Raw genomic sequence first — 19,056 nt, 5'->3', positions numbered from 1 at the left:
AATGCTTCTTGCACTGATGTTTGACGGTGCGGGTGAGCTGCTTTTCTCCCTGAAGAATTTTCGATAGGTCGGTGCTAGGCTGGACGTGAGCCAAGCCACCCCAAGTTTGAGTTTGAGGTTGATATGTCTTCACAAGCCATTGAGTTTCCCCGTGTATCTGTCATAGGTCTTGGCAAACTGGGAGCTCCGCTCGCCGCTGTCATGGCGAACGGTGGCTACAAGGTCATCGGTTACGACCTCAATCGAGATTATGTGTCTGCTGTTCAGCGGGGCGTGGCGCCGGTAAATGAGACCGGCTTGCAGGACATGATTGATGAGGTTGGGGCGCGCCTAACTGCGACCGAAAAGATCGAGGCAGCCGTCACGAACAGCGATGTTTCCTTCATCATCGTACCGACGCCGAGCAAGCCCGATGGTTTTTTCTCGCTCGACTATGTTCTCAGCGCTATTGAATCAATGGCTCCCGCCATCCGAACCAAGCAATCAAGACACCTGGTCGTGATCACCAGCACCGTTATGCCGGGCGCAACCGACGGCCCGATCCGGCAGAGGCTGGAAAAGGCGACTGGTCTTAAGGTCGGTGAGGAAATCGGGCTTTGTTACAATCCCGAGTTCATCGCACTTGGCAGCGTCATTCACGACATGCTGCACCCCGATTTCATCCTGATCGGCGAGAGCGACTCGGCGTCCGGCGACTGCCTTGAAGAAATCTACAAGAACACCTGCGCCAAGGAGCCGGTGTTCAGGCGCATGAACGCAGTGAATGCTGAGCTCTGCAAGATTTCGGTCAACACTTTTGTCACCACCAAAATCACCTACGCAAACATGCTTGCTGATATTTGTGATCGGCTGCCCGGGGCCGACGTTGATACCGTGACAACCGCGGTCGGGGCCGACAGCAGGATCGGAAAGAAATATCTCAAGGGCGCGGTAGGCTATGGCGGGCCCTGTTTCCCGCGCGACAATCGGGCCTTCGGAGCCCTTGCTGATAGTCTGGGGGCGCGTAGCGACCTTGCCCGGGCGACCGATGCCATGAACGACTATCAGGTGGAGCGACTTGAGCGTTGCATCCTTGGCCTTGTTGGCGATAGTGCACGGGTTTCTATCCTTGGTGTCTCTTACAAGCCCCTCACAGCAGTGACAGAAGCCAGCCAAGGCTTGATGCTTGGAAAACGGCTCGTTGACCAGGGCGTCAAGGTGACGGCTTTCGATCCGGGCATTGTAAACGGGAGGGCGGCGGTTGATGGCTGGCTGACATGGGCGGAAACATTGCCGGATGCCTTGAATGGGTGCGATCTGGCTGTTGTTGTTACGCCTTGGGATGTATTCAATACCTTGCCTGCTTTGGTGCCGGATCAATCGAGGCTGACGATTGTTGACCCTTGGCGGATGTTTTCCGGCAACGAGTTCGGGAACAATGTGACCCTTGTTTCGCTTGGGCGCGGCAGGACGAACCGAAATGCCATCTGATCTGCCGCTAACCCTGTTTTCGACCTTCAAACCCTTTCGAGGTGAATCGGCTACATTTCAGCAAAATGCGCTTCGGAGTTGGGCGACGCTTGGGCTGGATGTAATCCTGTTTGGTGACGAGGATGGTGTTGCGGCGGCGGCAGAAGCCTATGGGTTCAGGCATTTGCCGGTGGTGGAACGTAGTGAAAAAGGTGTGCCACTGGTGTCCTCGATGTTCGGTCTGGCCCGGGAACATAGCGCCGCGCCATATCTTGCCTATATCAACGGCGATATCATTCTCGATGCGCGGGCCTTGGCAGCTTTTCGCGCCCTGTGTGACGAGGATAACGCGTGGCGTGGTCTCGCTACTGCTCGTCGCCGCAATCTGCCTCTGGACGTGCCTCTTGGTGAGGAAGGCAAAGACTTCTGGGCTGACTTGAGCGCAATTGACCGGGAGTATGGTTGCTGGGACCGCAGCAACGCGGTTGATCTTTTTCTGTTCACTCGAGACATCTATACCGACATTCCCTCCTTTGCCGTTGGCCGGATGGGCTGGGACAACTGGCTTGTCTGGAGCGCGCGCGATAGCGGCGGGGATGTGATCGACGCGTCAGCCGATATGAATCTTTTTCACCCGATCCACGGATATCATGCCGTTGGCGGCTGGCATCAACTGGTTCAGGGCGATGATGCTGTCCGCAACAGGCAGCTGATGGATGGCCGAGCAATGAATCTTGACGAGGCAGTTACGCACCTCCTGAAGGATGGCGAACTGATCGTAGCGGATCTGGGAGCCCGTGACTGGCTGGCAACGGAATGCGCACGCGACCCGGCACGGGAATTTGTTGCCGGTTGTGTGCGTCTCGCCGGAGCTTCGGCATGGATGGAACAACGGGCGCTGGTCGATGCGGCCTATACGCTTCTTGAGCGGGTCGAGCGGTATTTTCCGATCATGTCCCTGGAGGCTGCCAATGGGAAAAACGCTTTTGACTGGGATGGGTTTGCCGGGCTTTCCAAGGGCTCGCCAGTTCAGGCGGCAGAAATGCTGCAGGATTTTGTTATGGCGGGATTTGCCGAAAGGCTGATTGCGGCAAAGCGGCAAGGGCGTGAGATTTGCATCAGGGGCACTGGTGGACTTGCTATGCGTCTTGTTGATTTTCTGCAGCGCAGGGGAATAACGCCGGACATGTTTGTTGACCGTGCGGCAGGCAAACGGCTACCGACGGCGCCAGAGGTCCCGGTCATCAGTGTTGAAGAGTTTGGCGGAATCGCAAATCCAGGCCGGCATCTGATAATTGCGGCGTCGATGCATGCGCCGGAAATTGGCCGGGAATATCAGGCGTTGGGGTTCCTGCCTGAGCGTGACATTCTGTACTGATTTTGAGAAGGAAGGGTTCGATGAAGACAGCACTCGTACTCGGCGCCGGTGGGTTCATCGGCAGTCATCTGGTGAAGCGTCTGAAGCGTGAAGGCTTCTGGGTGCGCGGAGTGGACCTCAAATTCCCGGAGTTCGCGCCGACCGAGGCCGATGACTTCCTGATCGGTGACCTCCGCGACCAGCAGGTCGTGCGCGAGGTGATCGATCGCCGTTTCGATGAAGTTTACCAGCTCGCAGCCGATATGGGGGGCGCCGGCTATATCTTCACCGGTGAGCATGATGCGGACATTATGCAAAACTCGGCGACCATCAACCTGAACGTCCTTGACCGCTGCCACAAACGCAATATCAGTCGCATTTTCTACAGTTCTTCGGCCTGCATGTATCCGGCCTATAATCAGGAGGATCCGGACAATCCTAATTGCGCGGAAGACTCAGCCTATCCCGCTGCGCCGGATAGCGAATATGGATGGGAAAAGCTTTTCAGTGAGCGGCTGTATCTGGCCTATGCACGGAACTATGGCATGAATTGCCGGGTCGCGCGGTATCATAATATTTTCGGGCCCGAGGGCACGTGGCGGGGTGGTAAGGAAAAGGCGCCGGCGGCGATTTGCCGCAAGGTCGCAGAAACGCCCGATGGCGGCGAGATTGAAATCTGGGGCGACGGCCTGCAGACCCGCTCGTTCCTTTATATCGATGAATGCGTCGAGGGCACGATCCGCCTGACGCGGTCCGACAAGACCGGGCCCTACAATATCGGCTCCGACGAGATGGTGACGATCAATCAGCTGGCGGAGATCGCCATGAAGGCAGCCGGTAAGAAGCTGACGCTGAAACATATCCCGGGCCCACTTGGGGTGCGCGGCCGCAATTCTGATAATCGGAAAATCAAGGCCGAGCTTGGCTGGGCACCGTCAGCGCGTCTGGAGCAAGGGCTCGTCAAGACCTACGAATGGATAGAACGGCAATTTAAAAGGAACGCTTCTAGCAATACTTGAGCACTAAGGCACAGTTATCACCAGCTCAGGGTGGTCAATTTTTACACCGCGATGATATAGTCCTCGCCTTCAATCAGACCTTCTGACCGTAGCCCTTCTTCTATCTGCAATGCATGCATGGATGCAATGACAATGAAAGGCGCAGGCGTCAACATGTTGTTCAGAAAGTCCCTGCCCGCAATAACCGGTATTCCATGCAGGCTTCCTGTGAAGCCTGAAGCCTGCGCCCCGTCCACAAAAGCCACCACCTGAACATTGCATTCAAAAAGCGAGGCGGCAAGGGTGAGGCCCCGTCCTCCGGCGCCCCAGATATAAAGAGGGCGTTGAGCGCTGGCAGTTCTTATGAAGGTTGCTGCCATCTGCAGGACATCCTTGGTAGCTGGCGCTATGTATGCGCCAGACCATTCTTCGAGTTTTACCAGGTCGATTGCGCAAGCACTAAGTCTATTTCCAGAGCTTGCAGGTGCGGCGTATGCCAAAGAATCACAGTCCCATGCGCCAAGCGTCAGGCGCTCGTCTTGTAACGCCCGGAAAGGCATTCCCCAGTCAGTGCCATTAAAGGCAATCGCTTTTTCGGTGTTTCGCAGACTGTCGGCAACAGCTACAAGGGTGTTCAGGGATACATGCTTCAACTCATGTTTTTCTTGGGTGAAATAGGACCCATCCTTCACCTGGGAGCCCAAAGTGTGATCAATGTGATAATGAGAAAAGTGCCTGGGGAAGATATGTTCCATAAGGCCGGCGTAATGGCACTGGATCGCGAACAGCGAGTCCAGATGCATGGAAAAGGCATCAAGTTCAGGGTATCCGCGTACTCTTGCCCAGTCATCTCGATGCAGCATCTGAAAGTCGCCACAGGCCATGATGTGCAATAGTGGAATGAAGGGCCCTTCAAGGAATTGGGGCGCCGTCAGATCATCTTTTGAAGGGGGCAACGTCCCGTGTATCGTGTTGATATTCAGGCAGAGATCCGGGGCTGCAGCGGCTCGCTCAGCTGGCGACTGGAGGTCAAGGATACTACGGTCAACATCCCAACGGTCGGACCGATAGTGATATCCGGCGGCCAATGTTTCGTCTGACATCTGGCTGAAGAGGGCCTTAGAGAAGAGAACATCGATATTGGTCACGGCGATCATTCGACCGCGGGCCCGCCGGATGCCGACATTCTTGCCGATCATTTGATACAAGGGGAGCGTGCTTCCCATGTTGAATTTCTGGTGAACGTCTGAGGGTACGGTCACGACCCGGATGCTCACATAGTCATGCTTCTTTGGAAAGCGGAACGCCTGGGCCATCCGTGGGCGGTCATCCGGTGGATTCCATTCAACAATGATCAACTCAGTGGGGCGTTCCAGGCACTGAGCGAGATCAAGTATACCGTCGATGAACGCTTGGGTACGTTCTTCCATCCGTTCGACATGGGTATCATTGCGCGTGATGGTAACAATTGATAGCGGCAACGAGGGATGGGCTTGAAGGCTTGCAGCGGCATTCAGGGAACCCGAGTCAGCATTTTCCTCGGAAAGAGTCCATGGTCCCACGAGATTCTCGCGAGATAAATTTGTCATGGCGTGCGCCAAATCAAGATAGTATCTGTTGGCTTCGGCGGTTGCCAATCGACCGGCTGAAGCCTCAGTGAACTTGACCCGGTGATATCTTTCTGGAAAGACGAGGGTCGCCATGTTTTTCAACGAATTAAGATCCGGCAGCGCCATCTGGTTCACTCCAACTCTCCAATTGCATTTGATGCTTGTGCCTCTCATCATGGCATTGTTCAAGCTCCAAGAATTGTGCCAGTTCGGATGGGGTTTCAGGTATTTGGCTCTGAAATTGCTGTGCAACATCAGAATCTGTTGATGGAAAGTGTGGGAGGGCCGGACTATGGGATGTCGTGGGCAACTGGAGAAATATTGTTCGCGTGTGGAAGATGCAGTTTCTCGATTGCCCGAGCAATTTGATCACATTGAACGCGCCATTCATATGGTCTCTGACTGTTTTCAAGAAGCCGGGAAGATTTTGCTCATTGGTAATGGTGGATCTGCGGCAGACGCGCAGCATCTGGCGGCCGAACTGGTTGGCCGGTTCATGGCAGAGCGTAAGGCTCTTCCTGCTATTGCGTTAACCACCGATACATCCATCTTGACGGCAGTGGCTAATGATTATTCCTTTGACAGGGTTTTTGCGCGACAGATCGAAGCGTTGGGACGGGCCGGCGACGTTTTGATCGCGATTTCAACCAGCGGAAATAGCCGTAATATTATCGAAGGTGTTCTTGCCGCAAAGAACGTCGGGCTAAAGGTGATTGGCATGACCGGCAGTGCCGGTGGCCGGTTGGCCGAGGTTGCCGATCTATGTATTTCAGCTCCTACGGATGAAACAAGCCATATCCAGGAGCTGCATATCATGATCGGTCACATGATTTGTGCACAGGTTGAGGAACTTTCGCAATGAGGCAAGCCGTAATTCTAGTCGGTGGCCAAGGGTCGCGTCTTGGTGAGCTGACGGAAGGACGTCCGAAGCCCTTTGTCGACGTCAATGGCGAGCCCTTCATCAACAGGTTGCTCCATCAATTGCAATCCATCGGCATTCGGGAAGTTCTTCTGTTGGGAGGGGTCAACGCTGCGTGGGTGGACGATCATTTTGTGAACCCATGTCCATCCCTGCGGATTGACCTGCATGTTGAGCAGACGCCGCAAGGGACCGGCGGCTGCTTGCGGCAGGTTGCGGACCGGCTTGATGCCAGATTTCTTCTCATGAATGGTGACTCAATACTGGCGTCCAATCTGGCCAGCCTGTTTCCTGAACTGGACGGACATGTCGCTGTCGCAATGGCGCTGCGAAATGTTGCCGATGCCGGGCGATATGGTCGTGTGCAGATTGAAAATGGTTGGGTCCAGCGCTTTGATGAAAAGACGGAAAGTGGGCAGGGGATCGTCAATGCAGGCATATACGCATGCGAAAGAGACTTGCTCATCCCCCGGATTCCTGGGCCAGCCTCTCTTGAGAACGATATCCTGCCACGCTTGGTCGAGGACGGTCTTGTGAAAGGTATTCGCTATGACGGATATTTTCTAGACATCGGCCTGCCGGACACGCTCAGGCGGGCGAGAGAGGAACTTGATCGATGTTTGCGGCAGCCGGCGGTAATCTTTGACCGCGATAATACGCTGGTCGAGGATCATGGTTACACATGGAAGGTCGAAGATCTGAAATGGCTTCCAGGAGCCGTTGACGCGATCCGCAAGATCAATGATGGCGACAGGCGGGTGTTTGTCGCCACAAATCAGGCGGGGATTGCTAAAGGGCACTACCGTCAGGACGACATGCATCGTTTCCATGCTGCCATGCAGGCCGCATTGCATGAGGCAGGCGCGCACATTGATGGCTTTTTCTTCTGCCCGCATCATCCGGAAGGAGTAGTTCCGCACCTTGCCGTGCCGTGTGATTGCAGAAAGCCGGGGACAGGAATGCTGCAGCAAATGTCCACGGCTTTCGATTTGGATTTGGCAGGAAGCGTGATCGTTGGGGATAAATTGACTGATGTTGAGTGCGGCTTGGCATTTGGTATTCGTGGGTTGCGTTTCGATGGTGGGAACCTGCTTGAGTTTCTTGAGCGTGAACGGGTGATGTGATGACTGTGCGAGATTTGGTGGCGCCGGGTGGAGGCACTCTTGCCGGACGTCGGGTCTGGGTTGCCGGGCATCAGGGAATGGTCGGCAGTGCGCTTGTCAGGGGGCTCAAAGAACGCGCAGCAACTGTGTTGACGGTTAATCGATCTGATTTGGATCTGACGCGGCAGGCCGATGTTGAGCGATGGGTATTCGAGACTAGGCCGGAAGTGGTGCTAGTCGCCGCCGCGAAGGTCGGTGGTATTGCGGCCAATATGGCCAGCCCTGCCGATTTTGCCTACGATAACATGATGATAGCAGCAAACGTTATTCATGCCAGTTTTGCCGCGGGGGTCAAGCGCTTGTGTTTTCTTGGCAGCGCCTGCATGTACCCGCGAAATGCTATCCAGCCCATGCGAGAGGAAGCCCTATGTTCCGGGGCTTTCGAGCCGACGAATGAAGCATATGCAGTCGCCAAGATGGCCGGAATGCAGTTGTGCCAATCCTATTACCGGCAGCACGGCGCTGACTATTTTACGGTTATTCCGACGAATGCATACGGCCCAAACGATAATTACGATCTGGAGAGCGCTCATATGCCGGCGGCATTGATGTTGAAATGCCATGACGCTCGCATGCGGGGCTTCCGGTCCGTGGAAATCTGGGGCACCGGCAAACCGACCCGCGATTTCATGCATGTGGATGACATGGCGGACGCAATCCTTTTCCTGACGGAACGGTACCATGGCGACGCACCAGTGAATATCGGTTCTGGTGAGGAGATCAGCATAAAGGATTTTTCCCTCAAGATGGCCGAAGTTGTCGGCTATGAAGGTGGGTGGCACTTTGACAACAGTCGGCCGGACGGTGCTCCACGCAAGGTACTGGACACGACCGTCCTTGACGCTTTGGGGTGGCGGCGGCGCTATAGTTTGGAGACTGGCTTGAAACATGCTTATGAAAATTTTTGCGAGCGCTTTGGTCGGTGAGCGGACAGCGCGACGGAAGAGAAGCAAGTCGAAGCTTTACAGGTGGGTATAGGTGCCAGAATACATGAAATGCGGTGAAATTGACATCAGACGCGCCTATCACCTTTTGCGGACAATTCGCAGGTCGGAAGAGAAGATCATCGAGATTTACAGTCTCGACGTCATCAAGAGTCCGGTACACCTTTCTATCGGACAAGAGCACCTCGCCGTTGGCGCTTGCATGGCTCTTGATGACAATGATGTCCTGTTTTCAAATTATCGCGGACATGCTCATTATCTTGCCAGAGGCGGCAGCCTGAAGGCCTTCTGGGCAGAACTGTATGGCAAAAGTAACGGTCACGCTCGAGGCAAGGCCGGGTCAATGCATCTTGTGGATATGGAGGTCAACTTCATGCCTGCGTCGGCGATCGTGGCGAGCGCCATTCCCAACGCTGTCGGCTATGCCCTTGCCTGCAAGATGAGGAACGAAGAGAGGATTGTTGTCTGTTTTCACGGAGATGGCGCGGCGGACGAAGGGGTTTTCTGGGAGAGCCTGAATTTTGCGGCGTTGAAGAAGCTGCCCATTCTCTTCATCTGCGAGAACAATGGATACGCAATTTACTCAACACAGCGCCAGAGAATGGCGGGGGGATCGATTTCGGAAAAGGCAGAGCGGTTCGGCATCCCTGCGAGCTTCCATGAATGTCCCGGCACGCAGCAGGTATGGAAACTGGTCAGCGAAGCCGCAGATGGGATCCGAAATGGCAACGGTCCGCAGCTGCTGGAAATGACAACATATCGTTGGTTCGATCACGTGGGAACGGATGACGACCATGATTTAGGATTTCGCGACATTGCGTTACGCACCGGGGCCCGAAACCGTGACGATGTTGTAAAGCTTGCTGCACTTTTAAGCCCTGCCGACGTGATGGCGATTGATGAGAGGGTCGAAGCAGAACTGGCTGCCGCGATTGCATATGCCGAAACTGGAGAATTTCCCGGGAGTGACGAGTTAATGGGCCACGACTATGTCTGACGGACGGATGCTTAGCTATGGCGCAGCTTTGCTCGAGGCCATTGAGCAGGAAATGGAGAGGGACCAGTCTGTCTTCGTGATGGGGCAGGGCGTGGACGATCAGAAAGGTCAGTATGGTAGCACGCTAGGGCTTCACAAGAAGTTTGGCGCGGCGCGCAACTTCGACACGCCGATAGCCGAAGATGCTATGACGGGCATCGCGGTTGGTGCTGCGTTGGCTGGTATGCGTCCGGTACATGTGCACCAGCGGATGGATTTCTTGATGCTATGCATGAACCAGCTCGTGAATATGGCGGCAAAATATTCCTACATGTCCGCCGGGCAGGTCTCTGTCCCAATGGTGGTTCGTGCCAGCATCGGCAGAAGTTGGGGACAAGGACCGCAGCATAGTCAGGCCCCCTATCCGTTTTTTATGCATGTGCCCGGCCTGAAGGTGCTAGCACCCACCACGCCGCACGATGCGAAAGGGAGCCTGATCGCCGCCATTCGGGACGATACCCCCGTGCTGATTGTCGAACATAGATTGCTCTATGGAAATCAGGGTATTGTGCCCGCCACTGAATTTGAAATTGAGTTTGGCAAGGCGCGAATTCTACGCAAAGGCAGCCACGTAACGTTGGTTGGTGTGAGTTACACAGTGGTAGATTGCCTCCGGGCTGCAAGTATGCTGGCCTCGTGCGGAATTGATGCGGAGGTGATTGATTTGCTTTCCCTTGCGCCGCTTGACTCTGCCGCTGTCCTTGAATCCGCTGCCCGAACCGGGCGGTTGGTCGTGGTCGATAACAGTTGGGTTACATGTGGTGCGGGAGCCGAATTGTTGGCTCGGCTGCAAGAGAGCCCGCTCGGTGAGCATGTGAGAGCAAAGAGGTTGGGATATGCGCCTGTCACATGTCCGACCACCCGCCCGCTAGAGGACATTTTCTATCCTTCGCCACGGTCAGTTGCTGTGGAAGCCATGAAGCTCTGTGGTCGCGATCCCGCAGATCTCGGGGAATTGGCTGTTGCTAGGGAAATTGAAGAGTTCAAAGGGCCATTTTAGGACTGGTGTAAGTGTATGGAAGAGACCTTTGCAAAAGTGGCGGATGCCATCAGCGAGTACTGGGAAGCGCACGAGCGCCCGGTGTTTGATCCAGCGGTTCCCCATGTGGCCCTGCATCATCCGACGTTCGGGGCGGAGGAAATCACAGCCTTTACCCGCCAAATGCTGAGTACGCAGGTCACGATGGGGCGTGAGGTCGAGCGTTTTGAGGAAGAGTTCTGCCAACGGTTGGGATATGGGCACGGTGTCAGCAATAACTCGGGTTCTTCCGCAAATCTGTTGATGATGTCAGCTGTTACAACGCCGCTTTTTGAGGCGAGGCTCATGCCGGGAGACGAGGTTATTCTGCCAGCACTGACATGGTCAACGTCTCTCTGGCCGATTATTCAAAGGGGATTGAAGCCCGTTTTTGTGGACAGTGATCCGGTCACGATGAATATGGATCCTGCTGCAGTTGAAGCAGCTATCGGGGCAAAAACGAGGGCAGTTCTCGCCGTTCCTGTGTACGGGAACCCGTGTGACATGGATGCCATTTCGGCAATCTGCCGCGACAAGGGATTGCTGTTGCTGGAAGATTGTTGCGAATCACTGGGAGCGCGTTACAAGGGGCGCCCGGTCGGCTCTGATGGCCTGATCTCAACTTTTAGTTTCTACTTTTCACACCACATGACCACGCTGGAGGGGGGGATTTGCCTCGCTGGCGACCCTGAAATTGCGGACATCATGCGAATTCTGAGAGCGCATGGCTGGACCCGGCAAGTGAAGGATCGGGAGAAGTGGGAGAGGGCCGCGCCAACATATGATCCGAGATTCATTTTTGTCGGTGAGGGCTATAACATGCGCCTGACAGAGCCGCAGGCGGTGATGGGCCAGATACAATTGAAAAAACTGGAAGGTTTTGTCGAGGCGCGTCAGCGTCTGGCTCGTAAGCTGATTGCGGGTCTTTCTGGGTGGATGGACATTCTTCAGCCGCAAAAGACGACCGACGGAGGCGAGCACAGCTGGTTCGGGATGCCGATTCTCCTGAATGCGAATGCGCCGATCACACGTGATGATTTATGCGCGCAGCTAAATGCTGCGGGGGTAGAGACCCGGCCTGTCATCGCGGGAAATCTGGTGCGCCATCCGGGTACCAGACAGTTTGACCACCGGGTAGCCGATAAGCTGACAGGTGCCGATGCTGTCATGGATAGGGGCTTCGCGATCCCGTGCCATCAAAGTCTGTCGGACGAAGCGGTCGATTATATGCTCGAACAGTTTTCCCGGATTTTGGGCCAGCAAAAGGGAAGATTGTCATGAGAGCCCTCATTACCGGTGTTACCGGCATGGTCGGCTCCCATTTGGCCGATTATCTCATTGATAATACCGACTGGGAAGTTCATGGCATGTTGCGCTGGCGCAGTTCGCTTGACAACCTAGGACGGCATATCGGTCGCATCAATCGACGTGATCGCTTTTTTTGCCACTATGGCGACCTTAGGGACAGCCAGTCGATTGACACTGTTATTCGTGCGGTGAAGCCTGATTTTGTGTTCCATCTTGCGGCGCAAAGCTATCCGAAAACGAGCTTTGATTCACCTCTTGATACCTACGAGACCAATATTCAGGGCACTTCTCGCGTCCTTGAGGCTCTAAGACTTCACGCACCGGAAGCCGTTATCCATGTTTGCGCGTCTTCGGAGATATTCGGGCGCGTTCCCCAGGACAAGTTGCCGATTAACGAGGAGTGCACGTTCCATCCAGCGAGCCCTTATGCCATTTCCAAGGCGGGAACCGATATGATCGGTCGGCATTACGCGGAAGCCTACGGGATGACGGTGATGACCACCCGTATGTTCACCCATACCGGGCCGCGGCGGGGGGATGTTTTTGCCGAGTCGAGCTTTGCAAAGCAGATCGCTCTGATCGAGGCGGGGTTGATCGAGCCTGTTGTTAAAGTCGGGAACCTGCAGTCCCTCCGGACGATTGCCGATGTCAGGGACGCTGTACGCGCATACTATCTTTTGGTTACGGTGATGCCCGTGGCCGGGGCATATTATAACATTGGGGGCACCTTCACCTGCACCATTGGTGAGCTGTTGGATGATCTTATCTCGATGTCCCCGGAAAGAGATAAAATCCAGATTGAGATCGACCCCGAACGGCTGCGCCCGATCGATGCAGATCTTCAGGTACCTGACACCCGGAAGTTCACGTCCCATACCGGCTGGAAACCGCAGATTCCGTACAAGAAAACGATGCAGGATTTGTTGGAATACTGGCGATCTCGGGTCGCTTCGAGTGAGAACGGGTTTCTTAGCCGCTAGAGGGAGCAACGCAAGATGATTGTCGCAAGGGCACCATATCGCGTTTCCTTCTTCGGAGGGGGGACCGACTATCCGGAGTGGTTTTCGGAGAATGGCGGCGTATTCCTGTCCTCTACAATCAACCATCACATTACGATTGTTCTGCGTCGCAAACCTTCGGCCGACCGTTTCCGGTACAGGATAGTTTGGCGGGAACTCGAAGACACGTCCGTTCTGGAGCAGATAAAGCACCCTTTCGTGCGAGCTGCGTTGCAGAAACGTGATATTCGGTCCGGCATCGACGTCGTGTATTTTGGCGATCTTCCCCATGGCGCAGGTCTCGGGTCCAGTTCCACGTTCGGGGTGGCTTTCCTGACGGCTCTTAATTGCATGACAGGGCATGACAGCACACAGTATGACTTGGCTCAGGAGGTGTATGAGATTGAGCGGCACCGCCTTGGCGAAACTGTTGGTATCCAAGATCAGTTTGCTGCGGCATTCGGCGGGTTCAACTTTGGCAGTATAGCGCAGGACGGGTCTGTTTCGATTAGCAAGGTCAGCCTTACGACTGCCCGCAAGCAAGAGCTGGAGAAACGGCTCCTTTTTATCTTCACAGGCAAGTCTCGTGAGGCGTCGATGATTGCCCAGTCGCAGGTTGCCAACTTCAAGGCACGTGAAGCAGCCCTTCGCGAGATGACAAATTTTACAAGAGAGGCCCATTCAATTCTCGCCAACGGCCGGTCGCTTGATGATTTCGGTCTGTTGCTCCATCAAAACTGGCAGCTCAAGAAATCGCTAAGCGAGAAAGTGAGTCTGAAGGTGATCGACGATTTGTACGCTGAAGCGCGCGATCAGGGCGCACTCGGTGGCAAGGTCCTCGGTGCGGGTGGTGGTGGCTTTCTCATGCTGTTTTTGAGGGAAGGCGACAAGGAAAGAATTTCGCGGCATTTCTCTGCTCATGTCCAGGTACCTGTCCGATTTGAGGCGGAGGGGCCCAAGGTTTTGCTAAATCAGGATCAAGAGTACGCGAAGTATTACGAAAGAGTGTGGGCGATGAATGAGGAATAGTGACTTCCACCCTTTACCCTCTCTCCAAATAGGATAGTGCCAGTGACACCTCTTATCAGTTTTGTTGGGTTCGCAAGAAACGATGGCTATGTAGAAGGCTATGAAGATCGCTTGCGCTCCACGGTAGGAATGGTCGAGGAGCAGGCTCGCAAGTTTGGTATATGCGTTGAGTACATTTTGGTAGAATGGAACCCGCCGTTTGACAGGCCCGCGCTTCATGAAATCTTCGCAGGCTACACTTCTGGTGCCAATTTTAGCTTGCGGATTATCACTGTGCCTTCAACAAACCACCGTGGTTTCAGAGGGGCCGCTGAGAGGGAAATGCATCCTGGCCGCGCCTTGAATGTAGGTTTTAGGAGGGCGCGAGGCAGGTTTATCACCTCTCTCTCTTCCGACGTGTTCTTGAGTGATGGGGTATTTCAATATCTTTCTACGGAAGAACTCAATGATGACGCCGTATATCGCCTGGACCGATACGATGTTGATCCAGAGAAGACCATTGGGCTTGCGGCAGCTACCTCTGCGGACCGGGAGGCAATGCTGGCTGCAGCGGTTGTGCAGCATCACGGAACGCTTTCCTCTGCAATGGCCGCATATTATGGCTTGAAGCCTTTGCACACCAATGCCTGTGGCGATTTCATGCTTATGGGGCGCGAGATTTGGCATGGCATCCGAGGGGTGCCGGAGAATTGTTCCGTTGCGTGCCTAGAGATTGACAGTCTCGCGCTTCATGCCGCTGTGGCAAGTGGGGCAAGGGAAATTCTCATGCCTGATGACTGCAGGCTGTACAAGATTGCACATAATCGCATGACAAGCCGTAAAGTGACATTGTTGACTTCCGGGTGGCGAATGAGCTTGGCGCGATACCTCAATCGTTCCCTGAAAAGTGCGAAGCTGAATTCACTCATTCGGGGCTTGCTAGACGCGCCTCAGCGCAAGGTTGAAGGTCTGGCGGGTGTTTTCCCGTCCATGGAGAGGAACTTTGTCGTTCCTGCACTTTACTGGCACTGGCGTGGCAAGCAGGTCTGCCTGAACGGACGGGGCTGGGGTCTGAACAATGTGTCTTTGGACGAGAGAGTACTGTGAATAGTATGAACTTGTGTGATTTTTTGGGGGGTGAAGAATGACGGAAGTAACAATTGAGGAAGTTCGGCAGTATTGGAATGGCCGTCCATGCAATATCCGGCATTCGCCTGCCGAGGTTGGTACACAAGAGTATTTTGACCAGGTCGAAGCGCGGAAATATTTCGTCGAACCTCATATCCCGGGCTTTGCCGGCTTTCCCGACTGGAGAGGAAAGAGGGTTCTGGAAATTGGCTGCGGAATTGGCACCGATGCCGTCAACTTCGCCCGCAATGGTGCACATTATACGGCTGTTGAGTTGTCATCCGAAAGCCTGGATATAACGCGGAAGCGTTTTGAACTCTTTGGTCTGGACGGTCGCCTGCTGGAGGGTAATGCAGAGCAGTTGAGTGAGTTGCTCGGCGGAGAGACGTTCGATCTCGTTTACTCGTTCGGGGTTCTGCATCATACCCCCTCGCCAGAGCGCGCCATTGCGGAAATTCGCAAGCTCATCAAGCCTGACGGAGAGCTGCGTATCATGCTCTATGCCCGCAACAGCTGGAAGGCCGCGATGATTGAAGAAGGGCTGGACCAGCCAGAAGCGCAGTTCGGTTGTCCGGTGGCTTATACCTACACCGAACAGGAAGTGCGCGACTTGCTGACAGGGTTTGATGTCGTTGACTGCAGACAAGACCATATTTTCCCGTACCAAATTGAACCCTATAAGCGCTATGAGTATGTCAGGCAGCCGTGGTTCGAGAGCATGCCTGACGAAATGTTTCGGGCGCTGGAACGGCAGTTGGGGTGGCATCTACTTGTCAGGGCGCGTCCGATTTAAATGACTGCGGCCTGATTGTTGGTAACGTGAGGGGATTGAAAAGCATGCTTGCAGATATGAAAGGCCTCCTCAATGAACAGGTCAATGGCAAGTCGATCCTGATCACCGGGGGTACGGGGTCGTTCGGGAAGGCCATGCTGCGGCATCTTCTTGCCGAGCATAATCCGCGCCGGGTGATCGTTCTGGCGCGGGGCGAGAATGCCCATTTCGAGCTTCAGAACAGCCTGTCGAGGCGGGATCAGGGCAAGGTTCGTTTCTTCGTCGGTGATGTCCGCGATGTGGACAGGTTGATCATGGCGTTTCGCGGGGTGGATGTGGTCATTCATGCCGCCGCGCAGAAACAGGTACCGCTTGCCGAATACAACCCCTTCGAATGTATCCGCACCAACGTGGTCGGAGCCGAGAATGTGGTGCAGGCGGCGATCCGCTCGAACGTGAAGCAGGTGATCGCGCTGTCGACCGACAAGGCGGTGAACCCGATCAACCTTTACGGCGCCTCGAAGCTGGCGTCGGACAAGATTTTCGTGGCGGCAAACGCGCTCGCCGCAGGCACGGGTACGCGCTTCGCTGTGGTGCGCTACGGCAATGTGCTGGGCTCGCGCGGCAGTGTTATCCCATTCTTCCGCAAACTGCTGGCGGACGGCGCCACCGAACTGCCGATCACCGACATCCATATGACCCGCTTCTGGATCACGCTCGAGCAGGCGGTGGCTTTCACGCTTTCCTGCTTGCCCATCATGCGGGGCGGCGAGATTTTCGTGCCGAAAATCCCCTCAATGCGGATCACCGATCTTGCCGAGGCATTGGCACCGAGCTGCAAGAAGAAGCTCGTGGGAATCCGCCCCGGCGAGAAGCTGCACGAGCTGATGATCACCGAGCATAATGCCCGCACTACGGTCGACCTTGAAGACCGCTACGTGATCGAGCCGGAATGGAACTTCTGGGACCGCAAGTCTTTCGCATCCGAAGGCCAGCCACTGGTTGCACCCGATTTTGAATATGCGAGCGACAAGAACGACCGCTGGATGACGGTTGAAGAGTTGCGGGAGATTCTCGCGCAGATCCCCGCCCAATCGGCCTGAAATCAGTATGCCTGCGGATTTCCTTCCATATGGCCGCCACTCTATCGACGATGATGACATCGCGGCGGTCGTGGAGGTTTTGCGCGGGCCGGTGCTGACAGGCGGGCCCAAGGTTGCCGAGTTCGAACGGGCTTTTGCAGCATGCGTGGGGGCGGCCGAGGCTGTTGCTTGCTCGAACGGTACAACGGCGCTGCATCTTGCCTGCATCGCGGCAGGGCTCGGGGAGGGCGACCGGGCGATCGTGCCGGCGGTCACCTTCCTCTCCACCGCCAATGCCGTGCGCATGTGCGGGGCCGAAGTGGTGTTCGCGGATGTCGACCCCGATACGGGCCTGCTGACGCCTGCGAGCCTCAGGGCGGCGCTTGCATCGGCGGATGGTTCGGTGAAGGCGGTTCTGCCGGTGCATCTGAACGGCCAGATCGCTGATATGGAAGAGATTGCCGCCATTGCCCGGCAAGCCGGCGCCACGATCATCACAGACTGCGCCCATGCCATCGGTGCCGAATATGAGGGCCGCGGCGCACCCGGTGACGGGCAGTGGGAAGATATTGCCTGTTTCTCGCTGCATCCGGTGAAAACCATCGCCATGGGCGAGGGGGGCATGGTCACCACGAACGATACGGCTGTTGCTGCGCGCTTGCGCCGGCTGCGCGGGCATGACATGCGCCGGGGCGAGGAGGGGTGGTCGGCTACCGATCTGGCGCTTGATGAAGGCGGCGAGGCCAATCCCTGGTTCTATGAGATGCAGGAACTTGGCTATAATTACCGCGCCACCGATTTCCAGTGTGCGCTGGGCCTTTCCCAACTCGGCAAACTTGACCGGTTCATCAAGGCGCGGCGTGCCATCGCCAACCGTTATGACGACCTCCTGAAGCCGCACGATAATCTGTTGCGGCCGATTCCGCGGATGCCGGGCCTTTCCGCCTGGCACCTTTATCCTGTCCTTATCGATTATGAGGCCCTTGGCACTACGCGTGCGCGCCTGATGCGGGCGCTGGCGGAGGAAGGGATTGGCACGCAGGTGCACTATATCCCGCTGCATTGGCAACCCTATTACAGGGCTCGATATGGCACGCAGGACCTGCCGGGGGCAGCTGCCTATTACCATCGTGTGCTGAGCCTGCCGATCTTTCCCGCGATGCCGCGCGATGCGCCTGAGCGCGTGGTTGAAGCGCTCGTCCGCCTGCTTGGCTGAACTTGCCTGAAGTGACTGCCCAGAAAAAACGAGCGCCCCCGATCTTCTGACCGGAGGCGCGGCGGGCGAAACGTGTTTGCCGGGGCCCATGGGCCCGTTCGGCTTAACCCTGGAACAGCGACAGGATCTGCTGCGGCGACTGGTTGGCGATCGAAAGCGCCTGGATACCCAGCTGCTGCTTGACCTGCAAGGCCTGCAAGTTCGCGCTTTCCTTCGCCATGTCGGCATCGACAAGGTTACCGATACCCACCTCGATCACGTCGGAAAGCGTGCCGGCGAAGATGCGGTTTTGCTCGAGTGCCTTCGCGCCAGAGCCCAGACGGGTCAGAACGGCGTTCAGGTTGTTGATTGCCTGACCCACCTCAGTCACAGCAAGCGCTGCATCGGAAAGGGTGCCGATTTCCTGCGTGGCATCGATCGGGATCGCGCTCGAACCCAGCGTCAGGTTTTCGTGGGCCACGCTCAGGGTTTGGGTCGCATCGGCGTTGGTGATCGCCACGATCTGGTCAGTGCCGCCATCGATGATGTTGGTGCCGTTGAACGAAGCGTTTTCAATGATCGTGCTGATCTGGTCACGCAGCGCGCGGAAGTCTTGTGTCAGCGCCTGGCGGCTCGTCGAATCGAGCCCCTGGTCGGCGGCAGCCACGGCCTTTTCCTTCATTTCAAGGAGAAGGTCGGAGATAGCGTTAGCAGCCGCAAGAGCCACGTCGACGGTCGAGATACCGCGGTCGAGCGACTGTTTCACGGCGTTCAGGCCGCGCAGGTCGCCGCGCAACTTTTGCGCGATCGAGAAGACTGCGGCGTTATCTTTGGCGGACGAAATTTTCAGGCCCGTGTTGATATGGGTCTGGGTCGTATTCAGCGACCGGTTGGTATTGTCCAAGTTACGAAGTGCACTCAGCGCACTGGCGTTTACGTTAATTGAGAAGGCCATTTAACCTCTCCTCCACTAGACGTTTCGAACCCGCCGACTTCTCGGCTTGCCTAGTGATCAGCAAGAGGTGTGCCAGTTTTTATAAAATTTATAATATGTTGAAATATATAGATATT

The 19,056-nt window shown here is 55.6% G+C and carries 17 protein-coding genes; 15 read left to right on the top strand and 2 right to left on the bottom strand.

What is annotated here, in order from left to right; genetic code table 11:
- Positions 1–123 precede the first annotated feature (123 nt).
- The 3 genes from OU694_RS05975 to OU694_RS05965 are packed head-to-tail and all read left to right on the top strand — an operon-like array spanning position 124 to position 3,825.
- A complete protein-coding gene (locus OU694_RS05975; protein WP_308910069.1) occupies positions 124–1,470 on the top strand; it encodes a nucleotide sugar dehydrogenase in 1,347 nt (448 codons plus the stop codon).
- Positions 1,460–2,827 (top strand): hypothetical protein, encoded by a 1,368-nt coding sequence (locus OU694_RS05970; RefSeq protein WP_308910068.1) that lies wholly within the window; start codon positions 1,460–1,462, stop codon positions 2,825–2,827. Before OU694_RS05975 ends, OU694_RS05970 begins: the two co-directional genes overlap by 11 nt.
- A 20-nt stretch (positions 2,828–2,847) precedes the next feature.
- Positions 2,848–3,825, top strand: coding sequence for an NAD-dependent epimerase/dehydratase family protein (locus OU694_RS05965; protein WP_308910067.1), 978 nt, complete (start codon positions 2,848–2,850; stop codon positions 3,823–3,825).
- Positions 3,826–3,866: 41 nt separating this feature from the next.
- Here OU694_RS05965 and OU694_RS05960 read toward each other — a convergent pair whose 3' ends face one another.
- The gene (locus OU694_RS05960) at positions 3,867–5,549 is read right to left on the bottom strand and encodes a hypothetical protein (RefSeq protein ID WP_308910066.1); all 1,683 of its coding nucleotides are present in this window, start codon (positions 5,547–5,549) and stop codon (positions 3,867–3,869) included.
- 157 nt (positions 5,550–5,706) lie between these two features.
- On the opposite strand from OU694_RS05960, the gene gmhA reads away from it, so the two are divergent.
- The 12 genes from gmhA to pseC all read left to right on the top strand — a co-directional run bounded on the left by gmhA (position 5,707) and on the right by pseC (position 18,006).
- The gene (gmhA, locus tag OU694_RS05955; RefSeq protein ID WP_308910065.1) at positions 5,707–6,276 is read left to right on the top strand and encodes a D-sedoheptulose 7-phosphate isomerase; all 570 of its coding nucleotides are present in this window, start codon (positions 5,707–5,709) and stop codon (positions 6,274–6,276) included.
- Entirely contained in the window at positions 6,273–7,457 is a 1,185-nt protein-coding gene (locus tag OU694_RS05950) for an HAD-IIIA family hydrolase (protein WP_308910064.1), read from the top strand. The genes gmhA and OU694_RS05950 overlap by 4 nt, the downstream gene beginning before the upstream one ends.
- Complete coding sequence (locus OU694_RS05945; protein WP_308910063.1) at positions 7,457–8,422, top strand: GDP-L-fucose synthase family protein; 966 nt, start codon at positions 7,457–7,459, stop codon at positions 8,420–8,422. The genes OU694_RS05950 and OU694_RS05945 overlap by 1 nt, the downstream gene beginning before the upstream one ends.
- Positions 8,423–8,486: 64 nt before the next feature.
- On the top strand, positions 8,487–9,437 hold the full coding sequence (locus tag OU694_RS05940; protein WP_308910062.1) for a thiamine pyrophosphate-dependent dehydrogenase E1 component subunit alpha: 951 nt from the start codon (positions 8,487–8,489) through the stop codon (positions 9,435–9,437).
- Positions 9,430–10,476, top strand: a complete 1,047-nt coding sequence (locus tag OU694_RS05935; protein ID WP_308910061.1) for an alpha-ketoacid dehydrogenase subunit beta — start codon at positions 9,430–9,432, stop codon at positions 10,474–10,476. The genes OU694_RS05940 and OU694_RS05935 overlap by 8 nt, the downstream gene beginning before the upstream one ends.
- Positions 10,477–10,491: 15 nt before the next feature.
- On the top strand, positions 10,492–11,775 hold the full coding sequence (locus tag OU694_RS05930; RefSeq protein ID WP_308910060.1) for a DegT/DnrJ/EryC1/StrS family aminotransferase: 1,284 nt from the start codon (positions 10,492–10,494) through the stop codon (positions 11,773–11,775).
- On the top strand, positions 11,766–12,782 hold the full coding sequence (locus OU694_RS05925; protein ID WP_373460261.1) for a GDP-mannose 4,6-dehydratase: 1,017 nt from the start codon (positions 11,766–11,768) through the stop codon (positions 12,780–12,782). The genes OU694_RS05930 and OU694_RS05925 overlap by 10 nt, the downstream gene beginning before the upstream one ends.
- A gap of 15 nt (positions 12,783–12,797) precedes the next feature.
- Positions 12,798–13,829, top strand: a complete 1,032-nt coding sequence (locus OU694_RS05920) for a GHMP family kinase ATP-binding protein (protein WP_308910058.1) — start codon at positions 12,798–12,800, stop codon at positions 13,827–13,829.
- A 42-nt stretch (positions 13,830–13,871) separates the two neighbouring features.
- Entirely contained in the window at positions 13,872–14,915 is a 1,044-nt protein-coding gene (locus OU694_RS05915; protein ID WP_308910057.1) for a hypothetical protein, read from the top strand.
- A 37-nt stretch (positions 14,916–14,952) separates the two neighbouring features.
- Complete coding sequence (locus tag OU694_RS05910; protein ID WP_308910056.1) at positions 14,953–15,729, top strand: class I SAM-dependent methyltransferase; 777 nt, start codon at positions 14,953–14,955, stop codon at positions 15,727–15,729.
- Between the two features lie 44 nt (positions 15,730–15,773).
- Positions 15,774–16,811 carry a UDP-N-acetylglucosamine 4,6-dehydratase (inverting) gene (pseB, locus tag OU694_RS05905; RefSeq protein WP_308910055.1) on the top strand — a complete coding sequence of 346 codons (1,038 nt, stop codon included), beginning with the start codon at positions 15,774–15,776 and terminating at the stop codon, positions 16,809–16,811.
- A gap of 7 nt (positions 16,812–16,818) precedes the next feature.
- Complete coding sequence (gene pseC, locus OU694_RS05900) at positions 16,819–18,006, top strand: UDP-4-amino-4,6-dideoxy-N-acetyl-beta-L-altrosamine transaminase (protein WP_308910054.1); 1,188 nt, start codon at positions 16,819–16,821, stop codon at positions 18,004–18,006.
- Positions 18,007–18,109: 103 nt separating this feature from the next.
- Here the strand turns inward: pseC and OU694_RS05895 are convergent, their stop codons facing one another.
- On the bottom strand, positions 18,110–18,940 hold the full coding sequence (locus tag OU694_RS05895) for a flagellin (protein ID WP_308910053.1): 831 nt from the start codon (positions 18,938–18,940) through the stop codon (positions 18,110–18,112).
- Positions 18,941–19,056 lie beyond the last annotated feature (116 nt).

Origin of the sequence: Pseudokordiimonas caeni (assembly GCF_026719705.1) — a bacterium.
Lineage (GTDB): Bacteria > Pseudomonadota > Alphaproteobacteria > Sphingomonadales > Kordiimonadaceae > Gimibacter > Gimibacter caeni.
Note: the sequence above shows the minus strand (reverse complement) of the source record. Positions and strands in the feature narration are given on the sequence as shown.